Origin of the sequence: Bacillus sp. 491mf (assembly GCF_900112415.1) — a bacterium.
Lineage (GTDB): Bacteria > Bacillota > Bacilli > Bacillales > Bacillaceae_G > Bacillus_A.
This window is the reverse complement of record NZ_FOLV01000004.1, coordinates 1-18496: the sequence shown is the minus strand read 5'-3', so window position 1 is coordinate 18496 and position 18496 is coordinate 1. Positions and strand designations below refer to the sequence as shown.

Below are 18496 nucleotides of genomic sequence, written 5' to 3'. Positions count from 1 at the left end.
ATTTTTCTGGCGGTTTTTTCTTCTTACTCTACTTTAGCTTGTAGACAAGACTTTACATGCTGCAGGGCGAACTTATGCCCTTGTTCATTTAATGATGCAACTGCTTTTTCATACACGAGAATGCGGAATCCTTTATTATAGGCATCAATTGCTGTATGTAACACACAAATGTCCGTACATTATCTTTGAATTTACCATATGCATATTTATAATCCTCTACAAAAACCCTTATATATCAATACTTTTAAAAGTGTGCATAATTAAAATAGTACATAATTAATAAGTTTTAATGTATTGCTAATAAACGTTAAGAAGTTCTGAAATACTACCAGCGTTTTAATATAAAAATCGATTTTAAGATATTTATAAAATATCATTTTCTCCAATTTAAGAAGAAAGTATGCTTTTAGTTTTCTTCTTTAGTTATTTATATTAAACATACATCTATGTGATATCCATCAGCACCCCATAATGATCACTCGGTAATATCGCTTCTTTAGTAACTGGATAATCCCCAAAGACTTCCACGTTGTCTATGGATGAAATATTCAATTTATTATTTTTGTTAATTAAAATCCAATCATATCGAGCTTGTAATTTTAAACTTGATTCATTTTTTATGTTTAAATTATTTATAAAGTCTAGAGTTGGTTGAGGTTTAATATCATTGTGTTCTTCTTTAAACTGTGCTACATCTATCCACTGATTATCAGTTAGGTATTGATGAATACTCGAATAAGGGTCGTCATTAAAATCTCCACAAAGAATTTCGCATGTTCTAGCCTTATTTTCTGTAAAAATCCAATCATGTACTGCTCTAATTTGTTCATTTCTTATGAAAGTGGATTTCCAATTCAAATGAACATTTGTTATGCCAAATTCATAATTTCCATATTTGAAAGTGATTCTAATGGCACAGTAATTTGATTCTTTAGTATTTTTGTTCCAAATAACATCTTCAGTACAAATTGGGACTTTACTTAAAAATGCAAGTCCTTCATCTGGAGAATCTGGATATTCTTTGAAAATACAAAATGGATAACCTGTTTGATTCGCAATGTATTGTGCAACATTTATCCCTTTTTCACCATCAATAGTGCTCCTGACTTCCTGAATAGCAAGAACCTCAGGATTAACATTTTTGATTACTTCACAGATTGCTGCTAGCCGTTCACCCCACAAAGTTTGATTATTCCAAATATTAAAAGTCGCAATTCTCATTATTCCCCTCCCATTTTACCAATATTAAACTAGTAAAAACTGACCCTTCTCTTGAATATGCTAGATTAACTGATGTATTATCAATAAAAAAATAAGAAAGAGTATCAGACTGCAGAAACTCTTTCCGAAGAATTATGACTCTTTCCCTCATTTGTGCATCAGTTGGTCTTTGAAGGTCACGTTTCAAGTGAATTTCCTGGTTTGCCCACAACGCACTTCTATCCCTTGTTTAATCCAATAGTCGTGTACTTCTTAACATCATCCCAAAATGCGATCCAATCAATTATAACGTCATACTTTGCGTCTAAAAAATTATTACACAATGACACGATATTTTTCCAAACGAGTTCCTTTTCGTTTTCAGATCCCCAAGACTTCTCACGTCCTGAAACTGGCATATGGCTGATATGCACTTTTTTATCCCGCATTAACGGGCAGTAATACTCCCACCTCAAAATTCGGCGAAAGCAAAGAAGTTAGGCGGGAGATAAACTACCCGTAAAAGCCCGATTGGTTCAACTAATAATCAGTGGGGGATGAAGAAAACCCCCACTGATTAAAGTTTCACTTTATTCAATGATTTCAGTATGAAAACAAAGCTGCATATGATTAATCATCATTTCTCCAAGATCAGTAAATGTCGCTACGCCTCGTTTGTGTATTGCCGTTTTGAAACCTTCTGCATCTGCTCCAGCTATTGTCAAAAAATCACAAATATCCGTACAAACTCCGACAGTATGAACTTTTTCAACTCCTAATTTTTTTAAAGTGGTAGCCAAATCTGTTTGAAAGAAAGCATTATAATTTGTTTTTGGGACATAAATTAAATTTTGGTTTCTACTATTTTCTTGATGCCATTCGTATAATTCGCCGTATAATTGTTGTCCTTCTGTATTCACAATATTATGTGGTGTCCATAACTTAAAGTGCGGATCATCAGCTTGGTGTGCATCCATTGTAACTACAACAATATTTCCCTCCTCTAAAAATTGGGTTGCTAATTCTTTAATATACGGTACAATTTCCTGTGCTGGTTTACCAGCAGTCAAAGCTCCCTTATCTGCCACAAAATCATTACTCATATCTACAATTAATAAAGCTTCTTTTCCCATATTTGTTCATCTCCCATTATCGAATAGATTTTAAATATATTCTTTCAATACTTTTTATATATTCAGCCACATTTATTAACTGTTTTTACAGACTACCCAAATCAATATAACTTCCAACGAGTTCAACTCCAAAATCCTGGATCGCCACTCCAACCTTTTCTATTACTTGTCCTAGTCTTCCGCTACTAAATCATATGTATAATCAATGTTAATAAGTGCTTGTTTCATCTTTTCTATTCCTTTCGTTTCATAGTAAACAATAGAAAACGCGTTATTTTGACACGTTATGATAAATTCGACATGTATAGTGAAAATCCCTATAAAAACAAAAGAAACCTGCTTATAAAGCAGATTTCTTCTTACAGTGCTGGTTTATTTTCAAACTTCGCCTCGGCAAAGTTAATTACTTTTCCATTTGGATCATTATTTTCATACTGGATTACTGTTACGGTATGAATACCTGGTTGTAGTGTTTCTTTTTTTAATGCGATTGTCGTTTGGGTTAGTTCATTTGCTTGATGCGTTTCTTCAAATCGTTTATCAACGTATACAAATGTTTCTTTATCCCCTTGGAAATTTGCAAGTTCGATTTCTACTTGTTGAATAATCGTATCTTTTTTAATAAATACGACAGGTACATTCCCATTTTCTGATGTACCATCAGGTGTAATAACTTTCACTTTTCCTTCACCAACTGAAGTTACTCCTTCAGGAAATGAGTACTTGCTTTCTTGCTGCGCATTAATTGTTTGTTCTTGTTGCGTTTCTTTCTTCACATTCTTTTCCTTTGTTACTCCACAGCCCACTAACAACATAACAGATAATCCAGTGATTATGAATTTTTTCAAAATCCATTCCCCCTGTATCTTAATACCTAATTTATTTAATAAAAATATTTTATATATACACCCATTTGAATCACTTTCGTAAACATACTATCGTACCTACACAACTAACTGTACCACACTTATCAACTTATTATCATCATTATTTCTTCAAGAAATTTTTGTAAATCCTTTTCAGCATTCTTCTCAACCTATTTTCCCTGTATTTCTTTCTACACGAAAAATAATCTTAGCTCTTTCAGCTAAGATTATTTCAAACTTTCTCACTATCAATTGAAATTTCACTTTATCGGATAAACTTCGTAATTTCCGCAACCTCTTTTCGAGCTAACTTTTTCGGCTGGTCCTTTGGATGTCCTAATGCAATCACCATATTAATTTGTTTATCAGATTCAATTTCTAAGTAGTCTCTTAGCTCATCCTGCGCTAATAACACCGGTCCCGTCATTGGGCATGTACCAAGACCCCTAGCATGAGCCGCAAGCATTAAATTTTGTGAAGCTAAGCAACTACTTTTGATGCCTTCTTCTTCCCAAATAGAATTTGGAACAAACTCAATCGGATCAAAAATCTTTTCCCGGAATTTAGATTGATATGGTGTTGCTAAACAAATAATTAATACCGGTGCATCTGAAAAAGCTGTTGCGTATGGTCCAAAAGAACGAGTCAATAACTTTCCTGCTTTTTCTTCTCCTTTTTCTGTTGCCTCTTCTGCTCTTTTATGTAATGCGTTCCATGTCATTTCTTCTATGTCTTTAATTTTATCACGGTTCATAATAACGACAAATTCCCACGTTTGCGAATTTGTATCACTCGGTGCATATCTCGCACAATCAATAATTTCTTCAATATCTTCCATAGAAACATCTTGCTCTGTATATTTACGAACACTGCGACGACCGTGAATAATATCTTTAAATGCTTGATAATCCATACGATTCAAAATCCCCTTTTATAACGTTTTCAAAACCTCTACCTGACTGATTATAACATATAATAAAAAAAAGCGATTCATCCCTCACCTATCGTCCGCGGTTAAGGTGGGGGTAAGTGACATTCCCACTATACACACTCGCCTTATACGCCGCCTGCAGCATTCTTATAATTGGTTGGTCTCCCGTTTGATACCACTCTTCTCCAATTTGCTTTACTGGTACAATTTCAATGGGTGTAGCTGTAAAGAAACACTCATCCGCGCCAAATACTTCTTGAAGAGAAAATTGTCGTTCTTCAACAGGAATGTTTAACTTCTTTGCTAAGGAAATGACATGATGACGTGTAATCCCATACAAAATATATTGGTTTGCAGGGTGTGTAATCAAAGTTCCGTTTTTAACAATAAAGAAATTAGAATGACACCCTTCTGTTACAATGCCATTTCGAACTAAAATTGCTTCGTAATAACCACCTTTTGCAATTTTATTTTTAATCATAATATTAGGAAGTAAATTAAGTGATTTTATATGACAATAATGCCAACGTATATCCTCAGCAATTGTTGCCGTAATTCCGTTTTCCATCAAAGTATTTGGCCTTGGAAATGGTACGATATTTGCATAGTATGTGGGCTGAAGATCGGACTCGAACAAGTGGTTTCTAGGCTGTACACCTCTTGAAATTTGAATATATACATTTCCATCCTCTTGAAATTGATTTTTCTCAACCAATTGCTCCAACTGATAAATAAGTTCTTCTTTTGTAAAAGGCGGTTCTAATTCAATTTCTTTCATAGATTGGAAAAAACGCTCTAAATGAAGATCTAATAAATGAGGCTTCCCATCATATAAACGAAATACTTCATATACTCCATCTCCAAACTGTAATCCTCGCTCTTCTAATGAAATCATTGGTTCTTTCTCTTTCGTATTCACGATGCTTCCATTAAATAAAATCCAATCTTTATGATTATTTTTCATACCATTCCGCCTCCTCTTCATACATACTTCTATTGTACAACCTGAATTAATTAAAAATAAATAATTTTCGATCTATTTAAAAACAAAATATTCTCTCTACTTATCATTCTTAGAAACGCGATATATAAATCATTCCCATTTGAAGACATGCCGAAAGAACCTAGATTTTTCGAAAGGACTTGCTCATATTGTATATAAAAACATAAAATATTAGACTTAAACTTGTTTATTCTCATTTTTCATCTTCTGCAAAAAGGGGGTAATAACTTGGGTTTTTTGGAAGGATACAACAATTTTAGCGGAGCGTTTTCTCCTCTAATTGTACGTTCCATTCACTCTTACAGCCAAAGATGGAAACGACAATTTCACAGAAAACAACGCCACATACTACGAATGAATACAAAAAGACATCATTATCTCAAGCGTTTACCGTGATGGAGAAGTTCAAGAAAAACATCTTGCGTTCTCGATGAAATACAAAAGAACCTAGTTATTTTAACGTTTCGCGCTATTAGCAAACTTAAGGGTTCCCCTCCATATCCACAATTGTGGATATGGAGGGGTTATTCACTCTAACTACACCTCCATCACGTCCTGTGATGGAGGTTTCACTTTATCAATAGAACGAATAGACCGTGTTGATGATAGACAAAAATCATCTTATAAAAGACGGTTTCCATCATCTCGCTTCAGCCAATTTATAATCAAAATATAAGTTTGATAGTGGACATATCTCAGACAAAGTAAACAACAAAGAATTCCCATTCCGATGCAGCTATATATTAACCCTAATTTCAAAAAAATCGCAATCGTTGGTGGGAAAAGAGTGACTTTTTGCAAAATATATAGCAAAAGAAATAACATTAAAAATAAAGGAAAATACTGTAATTCATATGGTTTACGTCTCTTACTTAATATATTTCTTACTAATAATTGAAAAAGCTCTGCAAACAAAAAGCAGCCCAGAATTACAATAAGTGCTAGTGTCATCCCCATACACTTCCCACCTTATTTTATAATGTACTGATAAAGTGAAACTTTAATCAGTGGGGGTTTTCTTCATCCCCCACTGATTATTAGTTGAACCAATCGGGCTTTTACGGGCAGTTTATCTCCCGCCTAACTTCTTTGCTTCCGCTGAATTTTGAGGCGGGAGTATTACTGCCCGTTAATGCGGGATAAAACAACACATCTTGCCACTCATCAAACTTATAACCTACTTCTTGAAAACACCCTACATATGTAAATCCCATCTGTTCATGCAGCTTCACACTTATATCGTTTCCCCTTGTAATTCCAGCAATAATAGTATGATGCGCTGCCTCTTCTGCCAATTGAAGTATGTGTCCTATCAATTTCTTCGCTACACCTTTCCCGCGCGCTTGTTTATCCACATAAACTGAAATCTCTACTGTTTGCTTATATGCCTCTTTTTCACGGAATGGTGATAAAGAGCAATACCCAAGTACGATACCATCTTCTTCAGCAACGATGACTGGATACATCTCATTATGCGCATCAAACCACATATTCATCTCTGTTAATGTCTTTTCTTGCAAATCAAATGTAGCAGTTGTATGAATAATCGCATCATTATATATATGTAAAATAGATTTTACGTCTCTTTTATATGCGCTGCGAATTTCCATTTCTTCGTCTCCCCCATTACACTTTCTTTATGTAAACATGATTACTTTGTTGAAAACCAAGTTGTTCAAAAAATGATTCTATTCTTTCATTTTTATTTATAAATGTGATTTGAATCTCTTTCACATGCTCTCTTTTTACAATCTCCTCAAACGTATAATAAGCATTCGTTCCATATCCGTATCCCTCATAATCGTGATGAATAAGAAGATACGATAATATCGCTTTCTCTTGTTTCACAGTATAGTCAACAATACCTATATATGTATCATCTGCTTTTATACAATATGCTACATCTTGAACTAGTAAATCATGAGAAGAAAACATTTCTTTTACTACCAGCTTTGTTTCGTCTGTTACTTTTTCGAACGTTAACATATTTATTCCACTCCTTATTATTGTATCAAACAGGACAAGTATTTATGAAAAAAAACCTTAAGATAGCAATGCTATCTTAAGGTTTTCTCCTTAAACTAAGCTATAAGCGCGCTTTGTTTCTTCATGAAATGCATTTGTATCATATTTATGTTCAACAAAAATTTGATGCCACACCATAAATGCAAGTACTGTCCAAATTTTACGGCTATAATCACCTTTGTCTGCACAATGTGCTTCTAACAAGTCTAATACGTACTGCTTATCGATTAAATGCTCTGTTTTGCTTTCTTTAATAATATTTACAGCCCAATCATGCATTTCATCTTTTAACCAGTGACGGATTGGCACTGGGAAGCCTAACTTCTTACGATCTAATACGTGATCTGGTACAATACCACGTACTGCTTCACGTAAAATAGCTTTTGTTGTGCCGTTTGCAATCTTTAATTCTGTTGGAATTTTAGATGCCACATCAAATACTTCTTTATCTAAAAATGGTACACGAAGTTCTAATGAATGTGCCATTGTCATTTTATCAGCTTTTAATAAAATGTCGCCGCGCAGCCATGTGAACATATCAATGTATTGCATTTTGCTTACATCGTCATAATTCTTGATATCATCATACAACGGCTTCGTAATATCCATGTAATTCACACTCTCATCGTAGTGCTTCATAAGTGCTGCTTTTTCTTCTTCACGGAAGATTTTCGCATTTCCATAGTAACGCTCTTCAATCGATGTACATCCGCGCTCTAAGAAACTTTTCCCTTTAAACCCTTCTTTTAATGCACCACTTAACGCTTTTAATACGCGTTTTCCTGGGCTAGGGATGTAAGAGAACATTTTCAAAGAATTTGGCTCACGATAAATGTTATATCCGCCAAATAGCTCGTCTGAACCTTCACCAGAAAGAACAACTGTTACATGTTTACGTGCTTCTTTCGCAACGAAGTACAATGGTACAGCTGCTGGATCCGCTAATGGATCATCCATGTGCCACATGATTTTTGGAAATTCATCCATGAATTCTTGTGGTGTTACGAATACGCTATAGTTTTTTACACCTAGTTTTTCCGCTGTTTCTTTCGCTACGTCAACCTCACTAAAACCACGACGTTCAAAGCCTACAGAGAAAGTTAATAAGTTTGGATTCATTTCTTTTGCGATAGACGCGATAATCGACGAATCGATACCACCAGATAAGAATGAACCTACTGGTACATCACTGCGCATATGCATTTTCACAGAATCGTATAATACGTCACGAATTGCTTGAATATGCTCTTCTTTCGTCGCATCAGATGCATTGAAATATGGTTGCCAATAACGACGGATTTCCATTTCTTTACCAAGTTCTTTTACAAAGTAGTGACCTGGCTCAATTTTGTTAATATCTACTGTTAACGTTTCAGGCTCAGGAGCATATTGATACGTAAAGTAGTGTTGCAAGGAAGTTGGATTTACTCCTTTATCTTCCATCACATGTAATATACTTTTCTTTTCAGATGCAAAGAATGTTGTATCCTCGTGCTGCGCAACATAAAGTGGCTTAATACCGAAATGATCACGTGCACCGAATAGTTTTTTCTCTTCGCGATCCCAAATCATAAATGCAAACATACCACGAAGGTAATCTACACATTTTTCTTTCATATGAGCATATAATGCAATGATTACTTCTGTATCAGATTGTGTAGCGAATGTTGCACCTTTTTCAAGAAGCATTTCGCGAAGCTCTACATAGTTATAAATTTCACCATTAAAAATAATTACATAACGATCATTTTCATACGTTAACGGCTGATGTCCTGCCTCTAAGTCAATAATGCTTAAACGGCGGAAGCCAAATTGTACATGTTCATCACGGAAGTACCCTTCATCGTCTGGACCACGGTGAAAGATAATCGTATTCATATTTTCAAATTGATGTTTTTCTTCTGCCGAAAACCCTCTAGGGTTTTCACATAAACATCCTACAAAACCACACATACTTTCTTACCCTCTTTCGGTTTTCATTCTTTTTCTATACTACTATATCAACCCTATTTATACTAGCATAATCATAGCAATATGGCGACAAAAAGTACATAAATCCATTATGTTTTTTCAACATATTCATCACTGCTATGCAAAATAAAACATACTTTTCTCAGTTTTCCCTCTTTCCTTTAAAAAAGCTTTGACTGCCCCTAAATATATCCAGCTGCTCCCACTCACCTAAAAAAGATGTTTTCTGTTGCTTTTTCAATTTGCAATTATATAAAACGATTCTATTCTTATCCTTCATCAATTTTCAATTTTTTACTTACCTAAAAAACCACACTCACATTTAGGCTTTTTTGTCATATGATATTTCAGATTTATTTTTAGGAGGAGAAATGATGAGCGATGAAAAAAAACCTACACGTCCACAATTTCGAGGTTACTTAAAACAAATTGATGACTTTTTCGAACAAACTCCACTTCGTGATGTGATTGCAGATATGAACCACTTTTTCCAAAAAGGAAACCGTTTAGTAACATTTCCAGTTGATTTATTTGAAGTGGAAAATGACCTTGTTATAAAAGCTGAACTTCCTGGAATTCAAAAACAACAGATTCAAATTGAAATACAAGGTGAATACTTAAAAATTTCCGTAAAAGACGACGTTTTAGGCGAAGAAATGAACGAATCATATAATTATTATCGCCGTGAGTGTACAATGTCAGAAGCTTCTCGCGTTATTAAATTACCGTATCCCATTAACAAAAAACAAGCAAAAGCTTCTTACCAAAACGGCATTTTAGAAATTCGTGCACCAAAGCTTCCGCAGCAACATGATATTTTATCAATTGAATAAGAAAAGAATGCTAAGCTAATCGTATCCACTCCAAATAGAAAACAATCTCAAAATCCCCTCTAGATAAAGAAGTGCACTCCAATTGTTAGACTGTGTCTAACAATTGGGATGCACTTCTATCTTGAGGTGGGGGTCTTACTGTCCGCGAATAGCGTGATAAACAAAAAAGAGTCCATCATACCATTTTATTAAAAGTCAAGCAAATAATTAAATTTATTTGTAAGTGGAGGTTTTTATATACTGTCACACATTATATAGTGAAAAAAGAAGGATAGGAAAGCAGAAGTGGAAACTGCTATTTCTATCCTTCTTTGTACTACAAATGACTTCATTTACTACAACAACATTTTTGGACCTTATTGAACTAACGCATGCGTTAGTTCAATGAGAAAAAACTGCCTTAATTGCAGCCCTTGCCTCTCCTTTTGTGCGTGGTGGGTGGTACTTCCATTTTACCAATGGATGGTTTCTTTTTGTTTTTCTTGACATAAAAAGGGGCAAAATCCCTCAGCCAATTTTCCACGGCTTTTGGGACGGCCCCTCTAATCCTTTAACTGATAGAAAACTTGTTCAATTTTGCCTCAGTACCAAGCATGACAGTGTTAAGCTCATTCCCTCGGCTATCTTGTCCCCTTCTGAAATAGAGACTGCGTAAAAAATTCTTGCTGTTCACACGAGCAATCACCTGACTGCGACTTCTCGGCAAATTGCAGCATTGCGCTAAGTCGCTAATCCAATCAGCGATTTCTAAATGTGGAAGTAACTCTTTGTCCATCATCGTATCCACGATGCTGACCAAGCGTTCATCATCCTCATCGCTAAAAATGTGTCTACCATTATGAAGCATGTTAGAAATAGCGACAAGAACCTCACGTAGCAGTGCGACGCTGCTCTCCTCGCACTGCACCAGCTCGACAAAAACATCCGCACCGTGAGACGCGCTATGAGCCCAGCCTCCTACTGAAAGGTAACCTCGCAGATCCTTCTCCTCTTTATAATAACGGAGCATTGCATGCATTAATTGCTCAATTTCCGCTTGATTGAAAAATGGATTCTGTCTGTGGTGTTGCACAATCAAAGCGATAGTCAAGGCAGAGAACGTCCTTGTAAAAACTGACTGATCATCCTCGCTGCCAATATTATAGAACAAATGGTTCTCATCAGTCAGAACAGTTAAGAGGCTACGCAACTCCTCTCCACTGAATCTATTTTCTTCCTTAATCCACATATAAAACATTGGATAAATCAGGTTATCCCGTAATTCTGGCTGAGGATCGCCAATATATTGAAGTAACAAAGGTAAGAAATCTTGATGCCGCTCACCTTCGCGTAACTGATACTTATCCTTCTCAATTCTTTGCAAATCCATCATCAATTTAGTCCTTGTATCGCTCATTTTCCTATCTCCTTCAACATTAACATAATCTCCTCTATAACAATTTCTGGCTCATCATGTTGAATATAATGTCCACTTCGACTAGCAATCCGGTACTTGCTTGACGTTGACAGCCATTGGAATTCTGCTTGGAGTCTTTGCTCAATTTCCAATATTTCTTGAGATGGCCATCCCTCTTCACCATTGTCAGGTAAACCTCTTGTAATAATTGCGAGAGGGAGGTTACTTTGCTTTGAATGATCAACGACTTGCTTATAGCTTTGTATTTTATCAATCTTCTCACTATTCAACATAGGATTCTCGTAATATTCCCTATTTCCTGCAAGCAGATTTTCAGGTAGAACCTTTTCATAGGCAAGTTCTTTATATTCCGGTGCAGCGTCAACCAAAACCATACCACAGATGTTCAGTGGATAAAGGCTGGCATATAATCTAGCGACCAAACCACCAAAAGAATGTCCCACCAATATATAGGGCTTCTCCACTTCAAGCGCTAGCAACAATTCGTTGAGCTCCTCGACTAGATCATAGCAAGTCGTCGGGACGGATGCGACTTGACTCCTGCCAATACCCGACCTGTTATAGGAAAAGGTTGATGTTTTTTGCGATATTCGGTCTTGGACTTTTTTCCATGTCTCATAGCTATCGCCTAACCCTGCTATGAAGATTACGCTTGGAATACTGTTACGTGAATATTTATTTAATAGTCTGCGGTTATCACAGATATCAATTATCTTTTTATTTTGTATAGTCACTTTTAATCACCCAGTTCAATTATAAGCTTCACACTATCAATATTTCCATAATAATTTGATTATTATATATTTTGCGAACCTTACCGTTTTTTATTTTGTAACTTCAGCTGAAACCACTCCAAAAGAAATCTGTAGAATACCAATTGATAATTTGCTTACTTCCAAGTTTTTTGTCGTTTTAAACATTTCACACTGAATCGCCGAAATCTACTTGATGTTCTGTACATAAAAATAAACCATCGAAATGATGCTCTTGTTTAATTAAGCACCCTTTTAGGCAATTTTTCGCAATCTTGTTGTGGGCCAGGAAGAAATGCTAAAGGACATATTCGACAGAGTTAATCAATAATCCTTGTTCAACTATACTGCCATTTAGTTGAATAAGGAGTAGGGAGGCTACTACTTAAACATTTCAAAATAATTTGCCACCCATTTTGAATTATTTTCTGCAATATATTGTTCTGCCAAAATCAATCGCTGTACAAGGTCATTTTCAGGAATTCTCCATCCTTCTTTATCACTATTGCGAAATGCGTTTGGGAACTTTCCAGACCGTAGCCATCGTTTAATTGTTTCTTCATGCTTCTGTAAAGCTAACGCCAATTCTTTTACTGTATACATGTTCATGTAAGCACCTCAAAAATAAACGGTTATTTAAAATAGAAACATACATTCCTGTTTAGTGTAACCACACTAATGTTGTTGTATATGAGGTCGTAAAGAGATCTGTATAATAAAAAAAGTACATCACTCTTATTGAGCAATGTACCAATACATATATAATGTGCAACATTATATCCATCCTCTTATCCTTACAAGGAACGATAGATATTGTCACTTATTTATTTTACAGAGTAATTGGACTCTTTTTTACTGTTTATTCAAAAGGAATAAACAAATAGTATTATTATCGTGTTAAACGCTTAATATCACGCAATATATCATCATATGGTGTATTCTTAATACCGCTGTATTCTTTCATCACTTTTCCGTTTTGATCCACTAAGTAAAATTGTGTTCCATGCATGACTTGATCTGAATTATCAGGTTTATCAGCTAACGTTTTAAAATTTTTTTCCGCAAATTTTTTAATGTCATTTTGCGAATAACCCGTTAATAAGTTCCAATTCTTCGTATCATCAGTAAATTTTTGTACAAATGCTTTTAACTTTTCAGGCGTATCTACCTCTGGATCAACACTAAATGATACAAATTGAACATCTAACTTTTCTTCTTTTGCCATTTTTTGTAATTTCGCCAAATTTGCTGTCATCGGCGGACATACTGTTTGACAATTTGTAAATACGAGATCCGCTACCCATACTTTTCCTTTTAAATCTTTTGTACCAAATTTTTCACCATTTTGATTTATGTATTGAAAACTTTCAACATCCCAATTTAGCGGTTTTCGAAGTTTCGATCCTGAACTGCATCCAGCTAAAAGCAGTATGCAAAAAACAGTAAGAAGTCCAACCCACTTTTGATATCGCTTCATTATTAAAACACCTTTCTCTCCTTTAAAAATTACATTTCTTCTATCCTATACTAACGAGCAGTATAACGCTCCTGCTAACCGTAGTTTCACTTTATTGTAACAAAGGTAAACACCATGAGAAAACCGTTTACTTCACTTGTTCACTAAATCGTACTAATTTTCCAATTGCTTCTTCTTTATGTAATGTGCTAAACCACCTATAATTTTCACCGTCTAAAATCCGATAATGTTGACTAACAATATTTTGTTGTAAACGGAACTCTCCTTTTTTCTCAATTTCTTTCCACCATATATGTCCGCCCATCGTTTTTTCTTTTTTATATTCCATTTGATGACGAGCAATTGTTTGGACAACTTCAAGAACAGCTCCCCCAAATGCAGACTGCAATACTTCGCTGTTTTGAAACAGCGCACATACCGCAATAACGGTCGTCCACGAAGGTAAGATGCGCTCTTTTTCAATTTGAACAAGTGTCTTTTTAGAAAGCCCTAAAATTTCTGCCATTTCTTCTTGTGTATAATTATATTCAGTTCTAATTAACTTCATTTTTTTCGCAATTATTAATACCACTTCGTCTTTATTCATTTGAGCACCCTTTCTTACTATTCAAATCGTATCCTATTGAATTTTTACACTTTTTTAATACTTAGTCAATTTTACTTACTTCTTTCTTGGTTTTCAATAAATTTCCGAATGCTTCCATAGGCATGATTGCATGTTTTATTTCTTTGGTAAACATATATTACACCTTCCCCCTCCTGTCCAAAAAAAGAAGTAGAGAGAGAAATACTCATTTATAGCATACAAAATCTATTTATCCCGCTATTCGTGGGCAGTAATACTCCCACCTCAAAATTCAGCAAAAGCATTGTCCAGTTCCACATTTCTTTGTTGTCAAGCTCTAACGGCTAGAATCTCCGGCCGTTTCGCCCCCTCGGACGAGGCAAAAAGCGCCTCTCCGCCTTGGGCGTGGGCGTCCTGCGATTCTGAACGAGCCGCTTCCGCTTTTCTTAAGAAGTTAAGTGGGAGATAAACTGCCCATCAAAGCCCAATTGGTGAGGGCTAATAATTAGTGAGGGATGAAAAAACCCTCCCACTGATTAAAGTTTCACTTTATTCAGTACGAAAAAAAGCTACTTGAATATCATCAAGTAGCTCTTTTCTATTCTGCAAAATAAGAGAATCCAATCGCCCCAACACCTGTATGTGTACTAATAACCGGTGTCGTATAGAAAATTTCTGATTGTGTGAATCCACTAATCTTTTCAACTGCCTCTTTCATCTTCTGTGCTAACGGTAATGCTTTTGCATGTGGAATCGCGACTGCTTTCACTGTTTTTCCAGCTATATCTTCTTCAAATATTTTCGCTAATGTTTTTACAATTTGCCCTTGACTACGTACCTTAGTAATCGGGTTGTAGACTCCGTCTTCAATACTAGCAATTGGCTTAATATTTAACAAAGATCCAAGCATTGCTTTTCCTTTACCAATACGGCCACCTTTTACAAGGTTATCTAACGTATCAACGACAACAAATAGGCGTGTATTTTTTCTAACTTCTTCAATACGTTTTAAAATATCTTCTAAAGAACGTCCTGCTTGCGCCATTTTCGCTGCCTCAATCACTTGATATCCTAAAGCATGAGTAGTGAATAAAGAATCTACTACAGTTACTTTTGTATTTGTCATTGTTGCTGCAGTACCTGCTGTTGCAACTGAACCACTTAGTCCATTTGTTAAATGAATCGAAAGAACTTGGCTACCGTCCTCTCCTAAACGATCATACAATTCTACAAATGAACCAACTGCTGGTTGAGATGTTTTTGGTAGCTCTTCTGCCTTTTCCATTTCTTCAATAAACTTATCTGGTTGTAAGTCTATACGATCTAAATAAGTTTGTCCGTTCACAGAAATTGATAATGGGATAACATGAATATCGTATTTCTCAATCACATCTTGTGAAAAATCCGCCGTTGAATCTGTGACAATTTTAATTTTTTGCATGTTTGATTTCTTCCCTTTCCACTACGCTCTCCCTGTTATTATACTAGTATTCCCACTGCTTTCAACAGTTTAAGGTAATTTTCCCATGAAATTCTTATTTTTTATATCTAAAAAGAAAGCAGCAGAGCACCTTTGCTCTGCCGCGATTTTTTCCTATGCATTTTTTTCTAACGTATTTATTTCATATACATTTGAATAATCATTCCATTGCAAGCAACCTTGCAAATATTCTCGAAATGAGTACGAAAACCTTGGTTGTTTTTGTTTTTGAATTTTAGAAATAAAGAGCTGAAGACGCGACTGAATTTGAAACGCTAATGGATGCTGTGTTTGTAGTACTGGAATTTCAACCACCTTTACGCACTTTCCTGTTGGATGAGTAAAATAAAAACTCTTCATAATCACGATATCAATCCTCTTTTTTTTTGGATTTATAATTTTAGTATAAACCGACAAAGACAAAAAGTTTGTCTAAATTTTGGAGAAGCATTAATTTTTTTCTTTTTCATATTGTATACGCTTACACCAATAGTATAACAAAGAAATAAAAAAAGTGCCTGTCATAAAGAGGCACTTTTCGATGAAGATTGCAATTCTCGCTTTATTTTTCTTTTATAAACAATTTTTGACATTGTAATACTTAATTCATAAATAACTAATAACGGGATTGCTACAGAAAAATCTGAAATAAAATCAGGTGGTGTAATACATACCGCAATTACAATTAATATAAAGTACGCATACCGTCTAATCTTTTGTAATGCTACTGGATTTAAAATTCCAATGCTCGTTAAGAACATAGTTACAACAGGTAATTCAAAAATCACAGCAAATGGTACTGTCATGTTCATAACAAAGGAAAAATACTTCTCTGTTGTAAACATTGTTTGAAACATTTCATCACCAAGACTAACCAAAAACTTTAGTACAAATGGTAGAATAATAAAATATCCAAAACATAGTCCACCAATAAATAATATAAATAGTCCTGGTACGTATAAAAGCGTCATTTTCTGCTCATGTGGAAGTAATGCTGGCTTGACAAATAACCAAAGCTGCAAGGCAGCGATTGGAATAGTGCATACGATTGAAAACACAGCCGCAATTACAAAATAAATCCATAAAATATCGCTCGGTCCAAGAACTGTTAATTTCATATGTAAATCTTTCACAATAAAACTATAAATCTCTTTCGTAAAAGAAAAACCCATAATAAGGAAAAATAAAAATGCCAATGCTGTAATAATAAGTCGCTTTCGCAACTCACCAAGATGATCTACTATGCTCATTTCATGATCGTTCATATTCTCACCCATTTCCTTGTTCACTGGAAAAAAGATGCAAGCTCGTCTTACATCTTTTTTCCTTCACAAACGGACGTAGGTATCCGTTTGATTCAACTGATAATAAGCAGGAACTCCTCCCTACTGATACAAAATTCATTTTTTTTCATCTATATCATCATGCAAACCTTTGGCGGATTTTTTAAATTCTTTTAAGGTTTCTCCAAACGCTCGTCCAATTTCCGGTAATTTTTTTGGCCCAAAAATAATTAATGCTAAAATTAAAATTAAAATCAATCCTGGAAACCCAATATTTGGCATGATACTTCCCCCTTATTCTCAATTAATTTTATTTTGTCAAAAAAGTCTGTAAACGTCAATGTATCCGTTGTCTTTTGTCAAAAAAATTAGAAAATAAATCCTTTATACAATTTTCATTTCCTATTCCATTTGTATATGATATTGTGAAAGAAACTATATTCTTCATTTTACTATGTGAGAAAGGAGTCGAAACATGACTCAAAAAATAACTCGAATGACTCAATTTGTTAAAGAAGAAATCGCTAATGCAATTACACATGGCATCGGTGCCATTTTAAGTATCCCTGCATTAATTATTTTAATTATTCATGCATCAAAACATGGAACTGCATCAGCAATTGTAGGATTTACTGTATATGGCGTGAGCATGTTTTTACTATATTTATGTTCAACACTATTACATAGCATCCATCATCCAAAAGTGGAAAAATTATTCACTATTTTAGATCACTCTGCCATCTATTTGTTAATCGCCGGCACATATACACCGTTTTTACTCGTTACACTACGCGGGCCACTTGGCTGGACATTACTTGCGATTATTTGGACACTTGCAATAGCAGGAATCATTTTTAAAATATTTTTTGTACGTCGTTTTATTAAACTATCTACTTTATTTTACATTCTGATGGGCTGGCTCATTATCGTTGCTATTAAACCACTATATGAAAACTTAACTGGTAGCGGCTTCTCATTATTATTAATTGGCGGGATTTTATACTCTGTCGGTGCTATCTTCTTCCTATGGGAGAAGCTCCCATTTAACCATGCAATTTGGCATCTCTTTGTATTAGGCGGAAGCACAATGATGTTTTTCTGCGTTTTATTTTATGTATTACCTGTAGCATAAAATGAAACTTCTATCAGCGGGGAGTCTTTATCCCCTGCTGATGGTTAATTGAATCAATTGCGCTTTTACGGGATAAAAAAAGGTCTCAGCTTATATGATGAGGCCACTGAAAAAGTCCTCATAGTTCAAAAAGTGAAAGCTTCCCCGATGAAATCGAGGAAGCTTTCACTTTTTTTATGTATAATGGTTGTACTAACTCTAGGTGGTGTCTCGGATGATTTCAAAACAACAACCTCTTAACCTTAGCCCATTCATGGCGATTTACGATATCGTCGTGCCAAAAGATAATATGCTTCGTCAATTTAATGAAATGGTTGATTTTTCTTTTGTGTTAGAGGAATTAAAGAATAAATATTGTCTCGATAACGGTCGCAATGCAGTGCCGCCCGTTCGTATGTTCAAATATTTATTGTTGAAATCCATTTTTG

General features: G+C 34.9%; 20 protein-coding genes and 3 pseudogenes. 3 read left to right on the top strand and 20 right to left on the bottom strand.

Annotated features, from left to right (window positions below; all coding sequences use genetic code 11):
- Positions 1-23 precede the first annotated feature (23 nt).
- The 11 genes and pseudogenes from BM211_RS05965 to asnB all read right to left on the bottom strand — a co-directional run.
- Positions 24-179, bottom strand: a pseudogene (locus BM211_RS05965) (isochorismatase family protein); the annotation flags it as partial.
- 265 nt (positions 180-444) lie between these two features.
- A complete protein-coding gene (locus BM211_RS05960) occupies positions 445-1221 on the bottom strand; it encodes an endonuclease/exonuclease/phosphatase family protein (protein WP_090995758.1) in 777 nt (258 codons plus the stop codon).
- 218 nt (positions 1222-1439) lie between these two features.
- Positions 1440-1649, bottom strand: a complete 210-nt coding sequence (locus BM211_RS05950) for a hypothetical protein (protein WP_090995752.1) — start codon at positions 1647-1649, stop codon at positions 1440-1442.
- Between the two features lie 141 nt (positions 1650-1790).
- Positions 1791-2333 (bottom strand): cysteine hydrolase family protein, encoded by a 543-nt coding sequence (locus BM211_RS05945; protein ID WP_090995749.1) that lies wholly within the window; start codon positions 2331-2333, stop codon positions 1791-1793.
- A gap of 359 nt (positions 2334-2692) precedes the next feature.
- Positions 2693-3181: a hypothetical protein gene (locus BM211_RS05940; RefSeq protein ID WP_035430380.1), complete on the bottom strand. Its 489-nt coding sequence runs from the start codon at positions 3179-3181 to the stop codon at positions 2693-2695.
- A 283-nt stretch (positions 3182-3464) separates the two neighbouring features.
- Positions 3465-4112, bottom strand: coding sequence for a nitroreductase family protein (locus BM211_RS05935; protein ID WP_035430382.1), 648 nt, complete (start codon positions 4110-4112; stop codon positions 3465-3467).
- Between the two features lie 88 nt (positions 4113-4200).
- Positions 4201-5094, bottom strand: coding sequence for a D-amino-acid transaminase (gene dat, locus BM211_RS05930; protein ID WP_035430384.1), 894 nt, complete (start codon positions 5092-5094; stop codon positions 4201-4203).
- A 660-nt stretch (positions 5095-5754) separates the two neighbouring features.
- Complete coding sequence (locus BM211_RS05925; RefSeq protein WP_035430434.1) at positions 5755-6084, bottom strand: hypothetical protein; 330 nt, start codon at positions 6082-6084, stop codon at positions 5755-5757.
- 107 nt (positions 6085-6191) lie between these two features.
- The gene (locus BM211_RS05920) at positions 6192-6743 is read right to left on the bottom strand and encodes a GNAT family N-acetyltransferase (RefSeq protein WP_081904780.1); all 552 of its coding nucleotides are present in this window, start codon (positions 6741-6743) and stop codon (positions 6192-6194) included.
- 16 nt (positions 6744-6759) lie between these two features.
- On the bottom strand, positions 6760-7119 hold the full coding sequence (locus tag BM211_RS05915; protein WP_035430386.1) for a GNAT family N-acetyltransferase: 360 nt from the start codon (positions 7117-7119) through the stop codon (positions 6760-6762).
- A gap of 90 nt (positions 7120-7209) precedes the next feature.
- Positions 7210-9111: an asparagine synthase (glutamine-hydrolyzing) gene (gene asnB / locus BM211_RS05910; RefSeq protein ID WP_035430387.1), complete on the bottom strand. Its 1902-nt coding sequence runs from the start codon at positions 9109-9111 to the stop codon at positions 7210-7212.
- A 392-nt stretch (positions 9112-9503) separates the two neighbouring features.
- Here asnB and BM211_RS05905 point away from each other — a divergent pair, with 392 nt between their 5' ends.
- Entirely contained in the window at positions 9504-9962 is a 459-nt protein-coding gene (locus BM211_RS05905) for an Hsp20/alpha crystallin family protein (RefSeq protein ID WP_035430388.1), read from the top strand.
- Positions 9963-10512: 550 nt separating this feature from the next.
- Here the strand turns inward: BM211_RS05905 and BM211_RS05900 are convergent.
- From BM211_RS05900 to tatA, 9 genes and pseudogenes are all read right to left on the bottom strand, one after another.
- The gene (locus tag BM211_RS05900) at positions 10513-11358 is read right to left on the bottom strand and encodes a DUF2785 domain-containing protein (protein WP_090995743.1); all 846 of its coding nucleotides are present in this window, start codon (positions 11356-11358) and stop codon (positions 10513-10515) included.
- Complete coding sequence (locus BM211_RS05895; protein WP_035430390.1) at positions 11355-12113, bottom strand: alpha/beta fold hydrolase; 759 nt, start codon at positions 12111-12113, stop codon at positions 11355-11357. Before BM211_RS05895 ends, BM211_RS05900 begins: the two co-directional genes overlap by 4 nt.
- 480 nt (positions 12114-12593) lie before the next feature.
- Positions 12594-12740 (bottom strand): annotated as a pseudogene (locus BM211_RS27465) (helix-turn-helix domain-containing protein); the annotation flags it as partial.
- Between the two features lie 280 nt (positions 12741-13020).
- Positions 13021-13608: an SCO family protein gene (locus BM211_RS05885; RefSeq protein WP_035430394.1), complete on the bottom strand. Its 588-nt coding sequence runs from the start codon at positions 13606-13608 to the stop codon at positions 13021-13023.
- Positions 13609-13735: 127 nt separating this feature from the next.
- On the bottom strand, positions 13736-14194 hold the full coding sequence (locus tag BM211_RS05880) for a helix-turn-helix transcriptional regulator (RefSeq protein ID WP_035430395.1): 459 nt from the start codon (positions 14192-14194) through the stop codon (positions 13736-13738).
- Between the two features lie 577 nt (positions 14195-14771).
- Positions 14772-15614, bottom strand: a complete 843-nt coding sequence (locus BM211_RS05875; protein ID WP_035430396.1) for a DegV family protein — start codon at positions 15612-15614, stop codon at positions 14772-14774.
- Positions 15615-15767: 153 nt separating this feature from the next.
- Complete coding sequence (locus BM211_RS05870; protein WP_035430397.1) at positions 15768-16019, bottom strand: DUF2535 family protein; 252 nt, start codon at positions 16017-16019, stop codon at positions 15768-15770.
- 155 nt (positions 16020-16174) lie between these two features.
- Positions 16175-16930: a twin-arginine translocase subunit TatC gene (tatC, locus tag BM211_RS05865; RefSeq protein WP_035430398.1), complete on the bottom strand. Its 756-nt coding sequence runs from the start codon at positions 16928-16930 to the stop codon at positions 16175-16177.
- Between the two features lie 123 nt (positions 16931-17053).
- Positions 17054-17218, bottom strand: coding sequence for a twin-arginine translocase TatA/TatE family subunit (gene tatA / locus BM211_RS05860; RefSeq protein WP_035430399.1), 165 nt, complete (start codon positions 17216-17218; stop codon positions 17054-17056).
- A gap of 193 nt (positions 17219-17411) precedes the next feature.
- Between tatA and BM211_RS05855 the strand changes: the two genes are divergently transcribed.
- Both BM211_RS05855 and BM211_RS05850 read left to right on the top strand, forming a co-directional pair.
- Positions 17412-18068 carry a PAQR family membrane homeostasis protein TrhA gene (locus BM211_RS05855; RefSeq protein ID WP_035430400.1) on the top strand — a complete coding sequence of 219 codons (657 nt, stop codon included), beginning with the start codon at positions 17412-17414 and terminating at the stop codon, positions 18066-18068.
- A 214-nt stretch (positions 18069-18282) separates the two neighbouring features.
- Positions 18283-18496, top strand: a pseudogene (locus BM211_RS05850) (IS5/IS1182 family transposase); the annotation flags it as partial.